The sequence below is a fragment of the Microbacterium sp. KSW4-4 genome, assembly GCF_023091185.1.
Taxonomy (GTDB): Bacteria; Actinomycetota; Actinomycetes; order Actinomycetales; family Microbacteriaceae; genus Microbacterium; species Microbacterium paraoxydans.
This window is the reverse complement of the sequence record NZ_JAHWXJ010000002.1, coordinates 1214064-1229900: the sequence shown is the minus strand read 5'-3', so window position 1 is coordinate 1229900 and position 15837 is coordinate 1214064. Positions and strand designations below refer to the sequence as shown.

13 protein-coding genes are annotated in these 15837 nt (G+C 70.9%); 3 read left to right on the top strand and 10 right to left on the bottom strand.

Annotated elements, in window-relative coordinates:
• Positions 1-2094 (bottom strand): LGFP repeat-containing protein (locus KZC57_RS15435; RefSeq protein WP_374206615.1); only part of this gene is annotated, 2094 nt, incomplete at its 3' end.
• Between the two features lie 101 nt (positions 2095-2195).
• Positions 2196-3269: a glycosyltransferase gene (locus tag KZC57_RS15430; RefSeq protein ID WP_247642139.1), complete on the bottom strand. Its 1074-nt coding sequence runs from the start codon at positions 3267-3269 to the stop codon at positions 2196-2198.
• A 122-nt stretch (positions 3270-3391) separates the two neighbouring features.
• Here KZC57_RS15430 and KZC57_RS16545 point away from each other — a divergent pair, with 122 nt between their 5' ends.
• The gene (locus tag KZC57_RS16545) at positions 3392-5155 is read left to right on the top strand and encodes a DUF4012 domain-containing protein (RefSeq protein WP_247642138.1); all 1764 of its coding nucleotides are present in this window, start codon (positions 3392-3394) and stop codon (positions 5153-5155) included.
• Between the two features lie 142 nt (positions 5156-5297).
• Positions 5298-5864: a hypothetical protein gene (locus KZC57_RS15420; RefSeq protein WP_060922789.1), complete on the top strand. Its 567-nt coding sequence runs from the start codon at positions 5298-5300 to the stop codon at positions 5862-5864.
• 176 nt (positions 5865-6040) lie between these two features.
• On the opposite strand, the gene KZC57_RS15415 is transcribed toward KZC57_RS15420, so the two are convergent.
• From KZC57_RS15415 to KZC57_RS15390, 6 genes are all read right to left on the bottom strand, one after another.
• Entirely contained in the window at positions 6041-7495 is a 1455-nt protein-coding gene (locus tag KZC57_RS15415; protein ID WP_060922788.1) for an LCP family protein, read from the bottom strand.
• Positions 7492-7959: a 5-(carboxyamino)imidazole ribonucleotide mutase gene (gene purE / locus KZC57_RS15410; RefSeq protein ID WP_060922793.1), complete on the bottom strand. Its 468-nt coding sequence runs from the start codon at positions 7957-7959 to the stop codon at positions 7492-7494. The genes KZC57_RS15415 and purE overlap by 4 nt, the downstream gene beginning before the upstream one ends.
• A gap of 125 nt (positions 7960-8084) precedes the next feature.
• The gene (locus KZC57_RS15405; protein WP_060922787.1) at positions 8085-9209 is read right to left on the bottom strand and encodes a 5-(carboxyamino)imidazole ribonucleotide synthase; all 1125 of its coding nucleotides are present in this window, start codon (positions 9207-9209) and stop codon (positions 8085-8087) included.
• Positions 9210-9304: 95 nt separating this feature from the next.
• Entirely contained in the window at positions 9305-9817 is a 513-nt protein-coding gene (locus tag KZC57_RS15400; RefSeq protein ID WP_105950773.1) for a PH domain-containing protein, read from the bottom strand.
• 94 nt (positions 9818-9911) lie between these two features.
• A complete protein-coding gene (locus KZC57_RS15395; RefSeq protein ID WP_247642137.1) occupies positions 9912-10682 on the bottom strand; it encodes a biotin--[acetyl-CoA-carboxylase] ligase in 771 nt (256 codons plus the stop codon).
• Positions 10679-11962: a CDP-glycerol glycerophosphotransferase family protein gene (locus KZC57_RS15390; protein WP_247642136.1), complete on the bottom strand. Its 1284-nt coding sequence runs from the start codon at positions 11960-11962 to the stop codon at positions 10679-10681. Before KZC57_RS15390 ends, KZC57_RS15395 begins: the two co-directional genes overlap by 4 nt.
• Before the next feature lie 147 nt (positions 11963-12109).
• Between KZC57_RS15390 and KZC57_RS15385 the strand changes: the two genes are divergently transcribed.
• Positions 12110-13135: a glycosyltransferase gene (locus KZC57_RS15385; protein ID WP_060922792.1), complete on the top strand. Its 1026-nt coding sequence runs from the start codon at positions 12110-12112 to the stop codon at positions 13133-13135.
• 10 nt (positions 13136-13145) lie between these two features.
• Here KZC57_RS15385 and KZC57_RS15380 read toward each other — a convergent pair whose 3' ends face one another.
• Together KZC57_RS15380 and KZC57_RS15375 are read right to left on the bottom strand one after the other, a co-directional pair.
• Positions 13146-14582, bottom strand: coding sequence for a CDP-glycerol glycerophosphotransferase family protein (locus KZC57_RS15380; RefSeq protein WP_060922783.1), 1437 nt, complete (start codon positions 14580-14582; stop codon positions 13146-13148).
• Positions 14579-15832: a CDP-glycerol glycerophosphotransferase family protein gene (locus KZC57_RS15375; protein ID WP_247642135.1), complete on the bottom strand. Its 1254-nt coding sequence runs from the start codon at positions 15830-15832 to the stop codon at positions 14579-14581. Before KZC57_RS15375 ends, KZC57_RS15380 begins: the two co-directional genes overlap by 4 nt.
• Between the last annotated feature and the right edge of the window lie 5 nt (positions 15833-15837).

The window sequence follows — 15837 nt, the reverse complement described above, 5'->3', positions numbered from 1 at the left end:
GTAACCCAGACGCGCCGCGCCCCCGTACCGCGTCCACTCCGCGCCGACCTTCGCACTCACCATGACCGAGCCCGTGGCCGAAGACCACCCCACGACGCCCTTCTGGAACGACATCGCGCACCCGCCACCGGCGAGCGTGCAGTCCACGGTCGACGTCGGCCACCCCCACGCCGCCCCCTGCGGACCGCCGGCAGCCTCGTAGTTGCGCAGGAACACGCCGGAACCGATACCGAACGTCCCCGCCGGGGAATCGAACACCTTCCCCTTCGTGAACGCCTGCACCGTGCCGCCACCGTTCGCGCTCACGACCGTCGCCTTGCCGGACGGGTAACCCAGACGCGCCGCGCCCCCGTACCGCGTCCACTCCGCGCCGACCTTCGCACTCACCATGACCGAGCCCGTGGCCGAAGACCACCCCACGACGCCCTTCTGGAACGACATCGCGCACCCACCGGCCGTCGTCGAGCAGTTCTGTGCCGAGATCGGCCAGCCCCACTCGCCGGCTTCCCCCTGGGCAGCGAGATAGTCGGTGAGCATCCCACCGGTCTTCATGCCGAAGGTGCCGGCGGACGAGGACCAGATCTTGCCCTTGGTGTACTCCTGCACCTGCCCGCCGCCGTTCGCGGTGACGGCCAGCACGGCGGTCTTCGGATACCCGTAGACGCTCTTGACTCCGCCGGCTGCTCGCCAGAACGTCAGGAAGGAGCCGCTGACCTCGACGAGACGCGTCGCCGGCGAGTAGGCGATCACGCCGTTCTGGAACGTCTGCTCGAATCCGGCATCCGGCCCGGCGACAGCGGCCTTGGTCGGGTAGCCGAAGCGGCTCGACTCGGCACCCAGAGTCTCGTAGAGGGCGGCGAAAGCGGTGGGCACGAGCATGGAAGCGGTCGCCGCCGAGTAGTACACGGTGCCCTTCTGGAACACCATCTTGCAACCGCCGTCCGCCAGCTGGCACACCGCATTCCCGGTAGGCCAACCCCACGAGCCCTTCTCGCCGCCGGCGGCGAGGTAGTTCGTGCGGAAGGGTCCACTGCTCATCGGGTACGCGTGCGAAGAGGAGGCCGGCTTCCAGATCGTGCCCTTGGCGAACTGCTGCACGTAGCCGCCCCCGTTGGCCGACACGTACACGGCGTTGCCGGTGGGCTGCCCGTACCGCCCGGTCGCTCCGCCCTGCGCGTTCCAGGCCGTCAGGATCGCTCCGGAGACGGTGTACTTCGTGGCGCCGAACCAGTCGGTGAAGTAGTTGTAGAAGTTCCGGTTGCCGTAGGCGGAGCAGCTGTCACCCGTGCCGTAGCCGGCGCGGAGTGCTGCCGCGTTCGGCTGGTACGGCGTGTAGTAGTACAGCGCCGCCGTCGCCGCGTTGGCGATGTAGACGGGCGAGGAACCGCACGACTTGTTCGGGTTGTAGAGGATGTTCCAGGTCTTGCCGGGGGCATACCACTGGAACCACTTCCCCTCCATGTAGATCTGCATCTGACGCGCAGCGCCGTAGATCTGGTGGAAGAATCCCACGAAGTTCGGATCGCACGGTGCCGTGTCCGGGCACCCCTGGCCGAGCGCGATGTTGTAACGCCATGCGCTGGGCCAGGTGTGCGTCACGAGGCCCTGTTCCTTCTGGAGCATGACGATGAGGACCCGCGGGTTGATGTCGCAGGCCTTGGCGACGCGGTAGATGATGCGAGCTGCCGACTCGTTCTTCGCACCGGTGTATCCGTCGCAGTACGCATCGGCAGGGCGGGTGACCGACGTGATCTTGAAGTCCTTGAGGCAGACGTATCCGCTCTGGCACTTCGAGACCTTGCTGTTGAAGAAGCTCTGGATCTGCGCCTCGGTCATGGTGCTGCTGTCGGTGAAGACGGCGTCACTGATGATGTTGCCGGGTGTGAACCCGACCAGCGATGATTTCACGATCCCGGCGGCCGCGGGGTCGCCGACGACCCTGCTCACGGAACCGCCGACGGCGGACGTCACAGCGGCGGAGGCGGCGGTGGCGGGGACCACCGTGCCGATCACCAGGGCGGAGGCAGCGAGGAAACAGGTGAGAAGGCGGGTGACCTTCGTGGTGTTTCGAGAGCGTGGGGCACGTCGAGACATGTGACCAGTGTGACGGAAGTTGCGGGATGATGCCACTGTTGCCACGGAAACGCGATCAGCTCCCGGCGTGTCGCGTGGATGCGAAGCTGGCGTTCAGGTGATCAGAGGTCTGCGTGCAGACTCCACACCCGCTCCGCGGCACTCGCCCAGGAGAAGGCCCGCGACCGGTCGGCGGCGAGCACGCGCAGGCGCTCCCTTCCGGCGCCCGCCGCGTCCTCGATCGCCTCTGGCAGCGCCTCCTCGGCGACCACCGCTCCCCCGTCGGCGAGGACGTCGTGATGACACCCGGACTCCACGGCCACGACGGGGACGCCCAGCGACATCGCTTCCACGGCGCGCCAGGGCCATCCGGTGACGGCGTCGGTGGATACGAAGACGCGAGCCCCGGCGACGACGGCGGCGCGGTCCGACACCTCGAGGGTCCCTCGGACGTGCGCACGGCGCTCGGGCAGTCCGGCGGCGGCGGCGATCTCGGCGATACGCGGTTCCGTGCCTTCCGCCGCTCCGATCACCACGGCGTCGAGACCGGCCGCGACCGCCCCGCGGAAACCGGCGGCCAGGGTGTCCTGCGGGCCGGACAGGACGAGGTACTCCGACGGCAGGCCGAGTGCGTCGCGTCGCGACGTGGCGTCCGGCGGGAGGACGAGACCCTGGGGTGGAGCGCCGGCGATGACGCGGATGCGGTCGCCGAGCTTCACGAGGCCGGACAGCCGCTGCGCCATGGAGTGCGAGGGGACGACCACGGCATCCGCATGTTTTACGGCACGCCGGAGCATCCCGCGCTGCCAGGCGACGGCGCCCCTGGACAGTTGGGACGGCGCCTCCCAGGCCCGCAGATCCCACAGCGTGACGGTCGTCTGGTCGTTGTCGTGCACGCGGTCATGACGCACCAGCGGAGCGAGCAGCGTGGGCGCGTGGATGAGGCCGCCGCCGACGCCAGGGGCGATACCGAGCTGCCAGGACGCGGCGAGCTCACGGCGGCCGACCGCGAGGGTGCGCACCTCTCCGATGCCGCGCAGGTCGACGTCCGCCCCCGACGGCACGATCGCGTCGACCGTGCAGTTCGGTGGGGCCGTCTGGACGAGCCCGGCGGCGAGATCTCGCGACGCCGCCGCCTGATCGGGGTCGACGACGTGCACGAGCTGATCCAGAACAACACGCAGTCGAGCACCCATGCGATCAGGCTAACCGCGGGATGCCGACGACCCCGGGAGCGCATCACCTGTCCACACCGCTACTCAGCGTTCCCACAGCATCGGGAGCGCGGCGGGCAGCCTCGCCGTGCTTGAATGCCAGGGTGAGCGATGGTCGCCTTCCCGTCCGCCGCCGATGGGTCGGGTGGACCATCGGCCTCGTCCTCGTGTTCCTCGTCCTCGCACTGGGCTGGGTCACGGTGCGCGGCATCGGCGCGGTCGACAACCTCCAGCAGATATCGAAAGCGACCAGTCAGCTCAAGCAGTCCATCGCCGAGGGCGATCTCGATGGGGCAGCCCCGGTCGCCGCCCGCATCTCCCGCAACGCGGAGTCGGCCCGATCGCTGACGGGAGACCCGATCTGGCAGGCGTTCGCTGTGCTGCCCTGGATCGGCCCGAACTTCCGCGCGGTGAGCGAGGTCGCCGAGATCGCCGACGACGTCTCCAGGGACGCCCTCGGTCCGCTGCTCGACGTCGCCGACGACGTCGACCTCACGAGCCTCGGCTTCGCGGGCGGGGCGATCGACCTCGCTCCCTTCGCGGCCGTCGAGAAGCCGCTCGGCACCGCGAGCGCGGCGTTGACCGTGGCGGAGGAGCGGGCCCGCCGCATCGACGCCGACGCCACCCTTCCGCCGCTCGCTGACGCGGTGCGGGAGATGCGCGGCGCCGTCACCCAGGCCGCCACGGCGGTCGGTGCGCTGCACGGCGCCTCCGTCCTGCTGCCGACCATGCTCGGCGGCGAGGGCCCCCGCACCTACGTCCTCGCGATGCAGAACAACGCAGAGCTGCGGTCATCGGGCGGCATCATCGGCTCGATCGCGCTCCTGCGCGCGGAGAACGGCAAGGTCACGCTGCAGCGGCAGGCGTCGACGCGCGACTTCCCCCCGCTGGACACGGCGCTGCCGGTCAGCGACAGCACCGTCGCGCTCTTCGAGGACCGCCCCGGCCGCTATCTGCAGAACATCACCAGCATCCCCGACTTCCGTGAAGCGGGACAGACCATCGCCGCCCGGTGGGAGGGGCGCTACGGGGGGAAGGTCGACGGGGTGATCGCGGTGGACGCCGTGGTCGCCGCACACCTCATGCGAGCCACCGGGGATCTCTCCTTCGGACCCTTCACGGCGACTGCGGACACCGTGACCGATCTGCTCCTCTCGGAGATCTACGCGGCGATCCCCGATCCCGCGGCTCAGGACGCGATCTTCGCCCAGGCCGCCGGCGGGCTGTTCTCGGCCGCTCTGTCCCACGCGGAGCCGCAGGCCCTCGTCCGCGCTCTCGCCGACGCCGCCGGCGAAGGCCGCATCCGGATCTGGAGCGCGCACGAGTCGGAGGAGTCGCTCCTCGCCGCCAGCGCGCTCGGCGGCGCCATGCCGCAGGACGACGAGGACGCCGCGGTGGTCGGCGTCCTGATCAACGACGGGACCGGCGGGAAGATGGACTACTACACCCGCGCCTCGATCGCGACGGCGGTGGGGACCTGCGCGGGGGTGCCGACGACCCAGGTGCGCGTCACCTGGTCGAACACGGCCCCCGCCGACGCCGCCACTTCTCTGCCTCCGTACGTCACCGGCGACGGCATCTACGGCGTGCCGGCCGGCAGCGTGCGCACCCTGATCGCCGTCTACGGTCCGGACCGTGCCCTGCCGTCGCATATCGACCGGGACGGCAAGGAGGAGGGCGTGCAGACGACGACCATCGGCGATCGCTCCGTCGTGCAGCACGAGGTGCTCCTCGCCCCCGGCGCCTCCACCACGATCACCGTGGAGTTCCAGGGCGAGGGCGCCGGAGCGCGCCTCACCGAGGTGCAGCACACCCCGTTGATCGTCGCCCCGAAGCTGACCCGCGAGACCCTGCAGTGCGGCTCGTGACAATCGCCGACGGATGAGGTACTGTCATCTCACTGGGGAATAACCGGGGTCCGTGAACCTGCCGTGGGGGCAGAGGACTCCGCGCAGTCGGACGCAGGGGTGTGTCCGGAGGCGATTCCGCGTGAAATTCTGGGGAGAAATCATGCTGAAGAAACTGGCTGCCATCAGCCTTACCGCTGGCGCGCTCATCTTGGCCGCGCCGACCGTCGCCTCTGCGGCACCGAGCGACTCCTACCCCTCGCCTCCGGGCGCGAAGGTGGGCGACGCGATCATCGACACCTGTGAGGTCTCGACCGTCGCCTTCGGCGCCGGGTACTTCGAGCCCTCGGAGACCGTCGGAGTGTCCGTCTCGGGGCAGAACGCCGGCGCCGCCGCCATCTCGGGCAACACCGCCGCATCCGACGGCAGCCTGAGGGTCACGTTCCGCCCGCCCTCCGACGGGCAGGGGGCCTACGCCCTCGACTTCGCCGGTTCCCGGGCCTACACCGCGACGGTGACGGTGTCTCACGGGAACGCCGCCGCTTCCAGCTGCGACCACGATCCCGGCACCGCCGCGCCCGCCGGGACCGAGCTCCCGCTCACCGGCGGCACGGAGCTCGCCCTCACCGGTGGATCGGTGTCGCCGTGGATCATCGGCGGCGGAGCAGTCGCTCTGGTCGCCGGTGGTGCTCTCGTCGCCGTCGGAGCCGCGCGTCGCAAGCGCGCCTGAGTCGCGCGCCGCATGCGCGCCTGAGCCAGGTCGCCGCCTTGCGCGGTGGCCGGCTGGACGACGGTGATCCCTCCCCCTCCGATCACCGTCGTCTGGCGAATCCGGTCATGCACCGGACGGCCCACGGGCGATGTTCCCGGGAACATCGCCCGTGGGCTGCGTCGTTCCCCGCTGTCTCAGGGAGCCGGAACCGGGGTCTCCGTCGGCGGGTGCAGCTTCTGCTGCATGAGCTCGTGGATGAAGTCGTAGTTCGGGTCGAACTCGTCGACGCCGTTCTCGGGTGTCAGCTCGACGGTCTGGACCGGCTGCTCCTTGGCCTTCAGCATGAGGTCGAAGAACTCCGGCAGCTTGCCCTGCGGAAGATCGGTGCTGATGAGTGCCGTGCCCGCAGCGGCCACCTCGTTGAATCGGGTGAGGACGGTCTGCGGAGTGAACTGGGCGAGGATCGCCTCCTGCAGTTCGCGCTGCCGCTTCATGCGGTCCCAGTCGCTGGTCGTGTACCGCGAGCGGGCGTACCACTGAGCCGTGTCGCCGTCCATGTGCTGCTGCCCGGGCTCGATCCAGCCGATCGCCCATTCGTTCACGTCCGTGCCGGACCAGCCCTCCGGCGGGCCACCCTTGGGCAGGCGCTCCGTGACGGTGATGTCGACGCCGCCGAGGGCATCCACGAGGTCGGCGAAGCCGTGCATGTCGACGAAGACGTAGTACGGGATCTCGATGCCGAGCACGCCCTCCGCCGCATCCTTGGTCGCCTCGATACCCGGCGCCGAGCCCGTGGCCTCCGCGTCCGGATAGAGCCCGGTCCCCTTGTCCTCCCGGCATACCTCCGCGGCGTTGCGGACATGGTTCATCCACCCGTTCCAGCCGCAGGTGGACGACCCGTGGCCCTGGAAGCCCTCGGGATAGAGCTCTTGCATCGGGCTGCCGTCGCTGAACGGCGCATGCGGGAGCTCACGCGGGATTCCGGTGATGGTCACTGCTCCGGTCTCGGCGTTGACCGAGACGACGGAGATGCTGTCGAAACGCATCGAGTCACGGCCGTCTCCGCTGTCCGCGCCGAGCAGCAGGATGTTGTAGTAGCCGTCGCTGGGCGGGAGGCTCGGGCCGCTCTGCCCGAAGATCGCCCCGACACTGCCGCGCACAGAGCCCACCGCGGTGGCCGCGTAGCCCATGACGCCTCCGACGAGCCCCAGCAGGACGAGCGCGACGACCGGCACGAGGAACCGCGACGGCGCGGGGACCCTGACCAGGCGGACGAGGCGGAGCGTGTCGAACGTGAGGACGATCCAGAGGACCACGACTCCCACGAGCAGCACCTGCACGAGTGTGAGCAGCGCCGCCGATACGAACCCGCCACCGATCGTGAGCCAGAGGAAGACGGGGCGGGCGAACAGCACGAGCCCGACGGCGACGACGGCCAGGAACCACGTCGTCAGGGTGACGCCGAGCCCGAATCTTCCCAGCCGTCGATTACCCGCCAGGACCTGCGCGGACCCCGGCAGCAGGAAGTTGAGACCGACGAGCCACCAGGCGCGTTTCGACATGAGCCCGGCATCGGCCGTATCCGGGTGTCGCAGCGGCCGCGTCTCGATGAGCGGACGTCGCGTCGCGCGCGGGGGCGCAAGGGTCACAGCGAGCCCTTCAGCCGATCGTTCTTCTCCTCGACCTGGGCCTCGAGGTCGGCGGCGTACGCCTCGACACGGTCGGCCAGCTCGTCGTCCGCGGCACCGAGGATCCGGGCCGCGAGCAGACCCGCGTTGCGTGCGCCGCCGATCGACACCGTCGCGACCGGGATACCCGCGGGCATCTGCACGATCGACAGCAGCGAGTCCATACCGTCCAGGTATGCGAGCGGCACCGGGACCCCGACGACGGGAAGTGCCGTCATCGACGCGAGCATGCCCGGAAGGTGGGCGGCACCACCGGCGCCCGCGATGATGACACGCAGGCCGCGAGCCCGGGCTTCCCGCGCATAGGACATGAGCTTGTCCGGCGTGCGGTGGGCCGAGACGACCTCGACCTCGTGCGGGATCCCGAAATCGGTGAGCGCCTGGGACGCGTCGCTCATGACGCGCCAGTCGGAGTCGGATCCCATGACGACGCCGACCAGAGGGACGGCGGAGGAGTGCAGTGGCTCGGTCACCAGATCAGGCTACGGTCTCGCGCTGGGAGAACACCCGAGCGGCACACGTCTTTTCCCGTGCGCCGCCGCGGGAATACTCAGACGAAAGCGGCCGCGGCGGCCCTGGCCACGTACACCGCGTCGTCGAGATCGTCCCCGGCGACGTTGACGTGGCCCACCTTACGACCGGGGCGCGGTGCCTTGCCGTACGTGTGGATCTTGGCGTCCGGGTGCGCGGCCATCGCCGCCTCGAAACGGTCCCCCAGCGTGCCCTCTGCGGGCCCTCCGAGGATGTTCACCATGACCGCCCAGGACGCACGAGGTCGAGTGTCGCCCAGCGGCAGGTCCGCCACGGCACGCAGGTGCTGCTCGAACTGCCCGGTGACGGCGCCGTCCTGGCTCCAGTGCCCGCTGTTGTGCGGACGCATCGCGAGCTCGTTCACGAGGATGCGCTCGTCGTCCGTCTCGAAGAGCTCGACCGCGAGCATCCCGGTCACGCCGAGACCCTCCGCGATGCGACGACCGATGTCCTCGGCGACCTCGGCGAGACGCTCGGTCGCCGCGGGCGCCGGGGCGATCACCTCGGCGCAGACGCCATCGCGTTGCACGGTCTCGACGACCGGATACGGGATCATCTCTCCTCCGGGTCGGCGCGCGACCTGCTGGGCGAGCTCACGGACGAAGGGGACGAGCTCCTCGGCGAGCAGGGCGTCGGAGCCCTCGAGCGCATCGAGCCAGTCCTGCGCCTCGGCACCGGAGCGCACGACCCGCACGCCCTTGCCGTCGTACCCGCCCCGCGGCGTCTTGACCACCGCGGCACCGTCGTGCTCGTCGAGGAAGCGCTGCAGGTCATCGGCGGAACGGACCGGCGCCCACTCCGGCTGCGGCACGCCGAGCTCCGCCAAGCGGGCGCGCATGACGAGCTTGTCCTGGGCGAACTGGAGGGCATCCGGTCCGGGATGCACCGCGATCCCCTCGGCGACGAGGGCGCGGAGCACTTCCTGCGGCACATGCTCGTGGTCGAAGGTGAGGACGTCGACGTCGGCGGCGAAGGCGCGCACGGTGTCGAGGTCCCGGTAGTCGCCGACCGCTGTGGCGGCCAGGCCCGCGGCCATGCCCTCCTCCTCGGCGAGCACCCGCAGTTCGAGACCGAGCTCGACCGCCGGAGCGATCATCATCCGTGCCAGCTGTCCTCCGCCGATCACGCCCACACGCAGCGCCATGTGCCGCCTCCATTCGTCATGCCCATTCTTCCGCACGCTCACCGGTCCGGGGAACGGCGAAGCGAACGGGCCGCGAGGCGGCCGTGAGTTCGCGCTCAGGCGATCTCGTCGCCGCTCGCCTGCGCGTCGCGATGGGCGAGGATCTGCCCGACCTCGATCTGATCTGCGAGCGTCTCGTGCACGAGGGTGACGTTCGGGACGTTCACGAGACGGAGAGGTGCGTCCACGCCGTTCGAGAGCGTGATGGTCCCGCAGCCCCACATCCGCTGCAGCGGACCCCGGCGGACACCGATCGTGTAGCCGCGGGCATGCGACATCTCGCGGCGGTTGCGCGCGCCCAAGCCCTGGGCTGCGATGACACGTCGGGTCGTGATCGTCGTCGTCCGCGAGTACCAGACGATGAAGGGGATCACGACGGCGATGAGGACGACGACTCCGGCGGCGGCGAGCAGCATCCAGTCCTCGAACCCGGCCGGAAGGTTGCCGTAGAAGTAGGCGGTGGCCCCGAAGGCGGCGATGAGCACGAGCGCCGACCAGAAGAGCCGGCGAGCGTGGCCGCGGAAGCGCGCGATGAGCAGCTCCTCGGCGGGAGTGCCGGGCGGCGGCATCAGCGGGCGTCCGCCGAGCGTCACGGGCTGGGTCACACCCCCATTGTGCCCGCGATCGCCGACAACACCGTCCGCGGGACGGCGTGTCCCCGCGTCACGCGGGCCGGACGTGCACGACGTCACCCGCGGAGACCGCGTGCACCGTCCCCTCCGCCGCGACGAGCAGACGCCCCTCGTCGTCGATGCCGACGGCCACGCCCTCGAGCAGGGACCCGGCGGGCAGCGAGACGCGCACGGCTTGTCCGACCGTCGCGCACCGCGCGGTCACCGCCGCATGCAGACCGCTCGCGGTCGCGTCGTCCGCCGCGGCGAGCGCGCGGAGGTGGCCGTCGAGCGCCGACACGTAGGAACGGAGCAGCTCGTCCTCGTCGACGACGACCCCCTGTACCGCGAAGGAGGTGGCCGTGGGAACCGGAAGCTGGGTCGCGGTCATGGCGGTGTTGACGCCCGCCCCGACGATCACGGCCGTCGGCGTCGCCTCGGCGAGGATGCCGCAGATCTTCCGGCCGTCGACGAGGACGTCGTTCGGCCACTTGAGGACGACGGCGGCCTCAGGAAGCTGTGCGGCGACGGCCTCGGCCATGGCCGCCCCGGCGGCGAGCGGGATCCAGCCTCGCGCTGCCGGCTCGGCAGGCAGATCGCGGAGGAGGACGCTCACCGCGAGCGCCGAACCCGCCGGGGCGATCCACCGGCGATCCAGCCGCCCCCGTCCGGCCGTCTGGTGCCGGGTCAGGAGGACCGAGAGGTGCGGCCAGGCGTCGGCGTCGTCCGCGTTTCCCCGGAGGTCGGCGTTCGTCGAGCCGGTCGCGTCGACGACCTCGAGACGTGGTAGGAGCGCAGCGGAGCGCGGGAAGTCGCTGCTCATGCGTCCTCTTCGTCCGCCTCGTCGTCGTCATCGTCCGCATCACCGCGGACGGCACCGATCTCCCGGTCGCGCCACCGCTCCCACTCCCCCATGAGCCGCTCGACGGCGGCGTGGAACTTCTGCGTCGCCACGCCGGGGGTCGTGTCGCCGAAGTAGTGGCGCACCCACATCTGCAGGCGCGCGACGGCCGCTTCGTCCTCCCGTACGCGCTCGACCTCGGCGACGATGTCGTCCGCCGCCTCCGCGGACAGCCATTCGCAGTCGGAGAGGTAGCCGGTGGTGTCGACGGCGGCCTCTTCGTCGACCGGGCGCGTGATCATGAGCGGCTTTCCCGCCGCGAGGCGGTCGTACACCATGGCCGAGATGTCCACGACGGCGACGTCGGCGGCGGCGAGCTGCCAGCCGAGCTCGGGGCCGTCGTCGTACATGTGCTGCGCGGTCGGGTCGGCGGCGTTCGCGGCGGCGATGGCCGCGACGATGCGGCGATGCGCCGCCCCGTAGGCCTCGTCGACGACACCGCTGCGCGGGTGCGGGCGGTAGATGACCCGGTGCTCGCCCGTCGCGAGCAGTCGCGCCACCAGGCGCTCGCCGTGCGAGGCGATGGAGCCGTAATGCGCGCTGGGACGATCGCCTTCCCACGTCGGGGCGTAGAGGACGACGAGACGGTCGTCCGGCGTATACGGGAGCGAGCCGGAGTAGTGGTCCGCCTGGGGGCGTCCGATCTCGATGGTCCGGCTCTCCACGTCGTAGTCCCACAGCGTCCGCGACAGCCGATCCCTGGCCGCCTGACCGGCGACGAAGGCGTAGTCATAGGCCTTGTACTGATTCGTGGTCATGTACATCTTGTCGGACTCGCCGTGGTTGATGAACACATGCCAGCGACGGCCGTACCGGAACATCTGGAAGTTACGGGTGTTCTGATTCACGTAGAGGACCACCCGGATGTCCTGTGTGGCGAGGAATCGCTCGAGGTCGCGCACCTTCGGCACGAACGCGACGGGCGGGCCGTCCTCCTCCAGCAGCTTCTCCGCGCCAGTCGCCTGGCGCGCGAGGACCACCACGGGCCACCGCTCGGCGAGCGCGGCCAGCGGGCGGTACCACTGCCGCATCTGGTACATGTTGACCGCACCGTCGGCGAAGTACACGGCGACCCGGAAGTGATCTGCCGGGCATGGCGCCTGATCCGCCAGCCGGCGGCGGACACGCTGCACCGCGGAGCGCGAAGCGAGCGCCCGCCGCAGGAGACGGTAGGCCTTCTTCGCGTCAGACAGTGCACCCATCCCTCCAGGATAGTTCGTCCGCTCGCGGTCCCCGCTGAGCCGCGACGACCGCGCTCTGCCTGGGAGAGCGGGGCAGGAGCGGCGTGACATGATCGACGTGTGCCAGCCAACGGATCCCCCGCCCCCGTCACCGGGGTGTCCTTCGTGATGCCGGTGCTCAACGAACGCGCCTACCTGGAGCACGCGGTCGCGTCGGTGCTCGCTCAGGAGGTCGGGGTTCCGGCCGAGCTCGTCCTCGCGCTGGGACCGTCGTCGGACGGCACCACGGCCCTCGCCCGCCGACTGGCCGCTGCCGACGACCGGATACGCCTCGTGGACAACCCCGCCGCGCACATCCCGGTCGGACTCAACGCCGCGATCCGGGCCAGCCGCTACCCCACCGTCATCCGGGTCGATGCGCACTCCGAGCTCGCCCCCGGCTACGCGGCCCGTGCCCTGCAGACGCTGCAGCGCACGGGGGCGGCCAACGTCGGCGGCGTGATGCACGCCGAGGGTCGGACTCCCTTCCAGAAGGCCGTCGCCCGGTTGTACAACTCCCCCGTCGGCCTGGGCGGCGGCGCGTATCACGGCGGCCGCGTCGAGGGCGAGGCGGAATCCGCCTACCTCGGCGTGATGCGGCGGGAGGTCCTCGATGAGGTCGGCTTGTTCGACGAGACGATCCGCCGCGGCGAGGACTGGGAGCTGAACCTGCGCATCCGTCAGGCCGGCCACCGGGTGTGGTTCGATCCCGAGCTGTCGGTGACCTACTGGCCGCGGGAGAGCTGGCTGCGACTGGCCAGACAGTTCCGCGCGACCGGTGCCTGGCGAGGGGAGCTGGTGCGCCGCTTCGGCCGCCGCAACGGTCTGCGCTACTTCGCCCCGCCGGTGCTCCTGCTGTTCGTCGTGCTCGCCGTCGTCCTCGGCATCCTGCAGCTCACCGGCGCGGTGTCCGGCACCGCCTCGCTCATCGCCTCTGGCCTGGTATACGTCCCGCTCGCGCTCTACGTCCTGCTCGTGGTCGGCGTGGCTCTCTCGCCGGGCGGGGGTGGCCTGCGGCAACGCCTGTGGACGCTCCTCGTGCTGCCCACGATGCACCTCTCGTGGGGCCTCGGCTTCCTCGGCGGCGTGCTGCGCGGAGCCGGCGACACGGTGGACGCGTCGCGGCTCGGCACGCGGAACACTCCCCTGCCCTGAACGCGGACGGCTACGGGGTGACGAATCCGAGGTCGAGGATCCGGTCGACCACCCGCTGCGCGGCCCGGCCGTCGTCGAGCGCGTTGAACTGCCGCTGCCACGCGGCATAGCGTTCCGCGTACCGTTCCCGGTGCCCCTGGTCGTCCAGCGCGGCCACGAGCTCGTCCTGCGTACGGACCAGCGGGCCGGGCGCGCGTTCCGCGAGATCGAAGTAGAACCCGCGGAGCTGACCGCGATAGTGGTCGAGGTCGGGCACGAGGAAGTACATCGGCTTGCCGGTCACCGAGAAGTCGAACATGACGGAGGAGTAGTCCGTGACGAGGGCGTCGGCGGCGAGCAGGAGCTGCGACGTCTCGGGGTATCCCGTCACGTCGATCACCCGCGCGCCGGCACGGTCCCTGCCCTCCCCCAGCGTGCGCGAGTGACCGCGCACGAGCACGACGGCGTTCGTCTGCCGCGCCAGGAGTTCCGGATCGACGAAGTCGACCATCTCCGCACGGTCGTCACGCCACGTCGGGGCGTAGAGCAGCACGCGTTCGTCGGCGCCGATGCCGAGCGCCGCGCGCACGGCGACCGGATCCCCGGTGCGCAGCGCATCATTGCGCGGGTAGCCGTCGACCCAGATCGGCCGCCCGAAGAACGCGTAGGCCTTGCGGAGGATGCGCGCGGAGTAGGTGTTCTGCGCCAGCAGCACGTCCCACCGCCGGGACTCCTTGACCACCGCCGCCATCCGCCGGGGGTCGAACCCCGGGCGGTGCAGCGCCAGACGCTTGAGGGGCGTGCCGTGCCAGGTCTGCAGCACCTTCTGTCCGGGCTTGCGCGCGAAGCGACGGCGCAGCCAGTCGTTCACGATGAGCAGTCGTGCAGCACCGCGGGCGCGCCACCATTCCGGGCTGCCCTCGATGACCGCTATCGCGCCGTCCGGCACCTCGACCGACAGATCGGCGACGCTCCAGTACCGGCGCACCTGCGGAGCACGCCGCGCCAGCTCCCGATCGATGGCGCGGGGGTTGCACCCGACGCTTCGGCCGTAGAAGCTCTCGAAGAACACGGCGTTCTCCGTCCCGCCGGTCTGCGCCACATAGCGCTCCTCGAGCGTCGAGCGCCCTTCTGCCGTGTCATACACGGGATCGACGGGTGCCGCGATGCGGACGACCGCACCATCGACGGCGATCCGCACTCCCGGGAGCACGACCGGCGCGAGACGCAGCTCCGACAGATCGGCGCCGCCGATGCGCAGCTCGTACTCGCCTGATGGCAGGGGCAGCTCCGGGCCACCCCACCGGGATGCGCGGAGCGCGAACGTCGCCTTCCAGGTCTTCCCCCCGCCGGTGACGCGGGCCTCCACCCGCGCCCGCGGTCCGGCGAGCTCGGCACTCTCCGGACGCTGCCCGGTCCCTGCGATGACCAGCGCCTGTGCCGTGTCATCGATGCGGGCCGTCGTCATGCTGCTCCCTTCGGCGCGGGGATCCCCCGCGCGCGGATCGTCCGGTATACCCGACGAGTGTTCCGACCATCACGGAACGCGTGCATCTCCGCGCTGAGCGTAGCGGAACGTCGGGCAGCCTCGTCGAACGCGGCGGGGTCGCCGAGAAGCGACGCCAGCCGGACGAGCGCCGCCTCCCATCCCGTCGCGACGCCTGAAGCGGCGACCTCCTCGAAGCGCCCGTAGAAGCCGCGGGTGCGGGCGTACTCCCTCACATCGGGTGCGAGGAAGACGACCGGCATGTCCAGAAGTCCCACGTCGTAGGCGAGCGAGGAGTAGTCGGTGATGAGGACGTCGACCGCGGCCAGCACCGGAGTGACGTCGCTGACGACCGTGCTGGGCAGCGCGCGCACTCGCGCCGTCGGCAGCGGCGGCGTGTAGCTGCCGTCACCGAGCGGATGCGAACGCACGAGGAGGACGGCGTCGTGCTCCTCCAGCACCCGGATGATCTGCATCCATTCCTCGGCCGTCGGCACGGAGGGGTCGGGGGCGCCGTCCCGCCACGTCGGCGCGTAGAGGACCAGTCGTCGGGCGTCGCCGATCGCGCCCACGGCCTCCACGAGCAGGGCCCGTGCATGCGCGCGGCGTTCCTGGGGCGTGCCGAGGGAGAGCACATCGACGCGCGGCTCCCCCGTGACCACGACCCGGTCGTCGCTCAGCCCGAACGCGGACTCGAGGCGCGCCCTGGCCCGGTGCGAGGCGGCGGGGAGCATGCGGATCCGCCGCGCGGCGCCGCGGTACAGCAGCCCGACGAGGCGCCGGAGGATCGGGGCGCCGGGGACGGCGGGCACCTGCGTCGTGGCCGGCGAGTCGAGGCCGATGCGCTTGAGCGGGATGCCGTGCCAGAGCTGCACGACGAAGGCGCCACCGCTGCCGTAGCGGTTCACGTCGCCGAGGCCGTGCGTCACGACCAGCACGCCGGCGCGCGCGGTCGCCCACCATCCGCGGAGCCCGCCCCGCGGGACGGTCCGCAGGCCGAGGGCCTCGGCGTCGGCCGCTTCGCGCGCCGATCCGGTCAGCCAGAGGGTGTCATGCCCCTCCCCTGCCGCACACCGCTGCAAAGCCAGAGCACCATCGCCGACGCCGGCGCCGCATCCGAAGACCCAGCGCCGACCGCGCGGCACGACGAGGGTGCCGAGACGACCGAGGGCGTACAGCGGGATCCGGAGCAGCTTGGCCGCGTTGCCGGTGCCGAAAGAGAAGGACGCCACCCGGC

What these genes read in the sequence shown, in the direction of transcription:
- KZC57_RS15395 (WP_247642137.1), bottom strand. Translation starts at nt 10,682, where the DNA reads ATGAGCAGCGACTTCCCGCGCTCCGCTGCGCTCCTACCACGTCTCGAG.
- KZC57_RS15385 (WP_060922792.1), top strand. Translation starts at nt 12,110, where the DNA reads ATGCCGGTGCTCAACGAACGCGCCTACCTGGAGCACGCGGTCGCGTCG.
- KZC57_RS15430 (WP_247642139.1), bottom strand. Translation starts at nt 3,269, where the DNA reads ATGGGTGCTCGACTGCGTGTTGTTCTGGATCAGCTCGTGCACGTCGTC.
- KZC57_RS15400 (WP_105950773.1), bottom strand. Translation starts at nt 9,817, where the DNA reads ATGCCGCCGCCCGGCACTCCCGCCGAGGAGCTGCTCATCGCGCGCTTC.
- KZC57_RS15420 (WP_060922789.1), top strand. Translation starts at nt 5,298, where the DNA reads ATGCTGAAGAAACTGGCTGCCATCAGCCTTACCGCTGGCGCGCTCATC.
- KZC57_RS15405 (WP_060922787.1), bottom strand. Translation starts at nt 9,209, where the DNA reads ATGGCGCTGCGTGTGGGCGTGATCGGCGGAGGACAGCTGGCACGGATG.
- KZC57_RS15390 (WP_247642136.1), bottom strand. Translation starts at nt 11,962, where the DNA reads ATGGGTGCACTGTCTGACGCGAAGAAGGCCTACCGTCTCCTGCGGCGG.
- purE (WP_060922793.1), bottom strand. Translation starts at nt 7,959, where the DNA reads ATGGGATCCGACTCCGACTGGCGCGTCATGAGCGACGCGTCCCAGGCG.
- KZC57_RS15380 (WP_060922783.1), bottom strand. Translation starts at nt 14,582, where the DNA reads ATGACGACGGCCCGCATCGATGACACGGCACAGGCGCTGGTCATCGCA.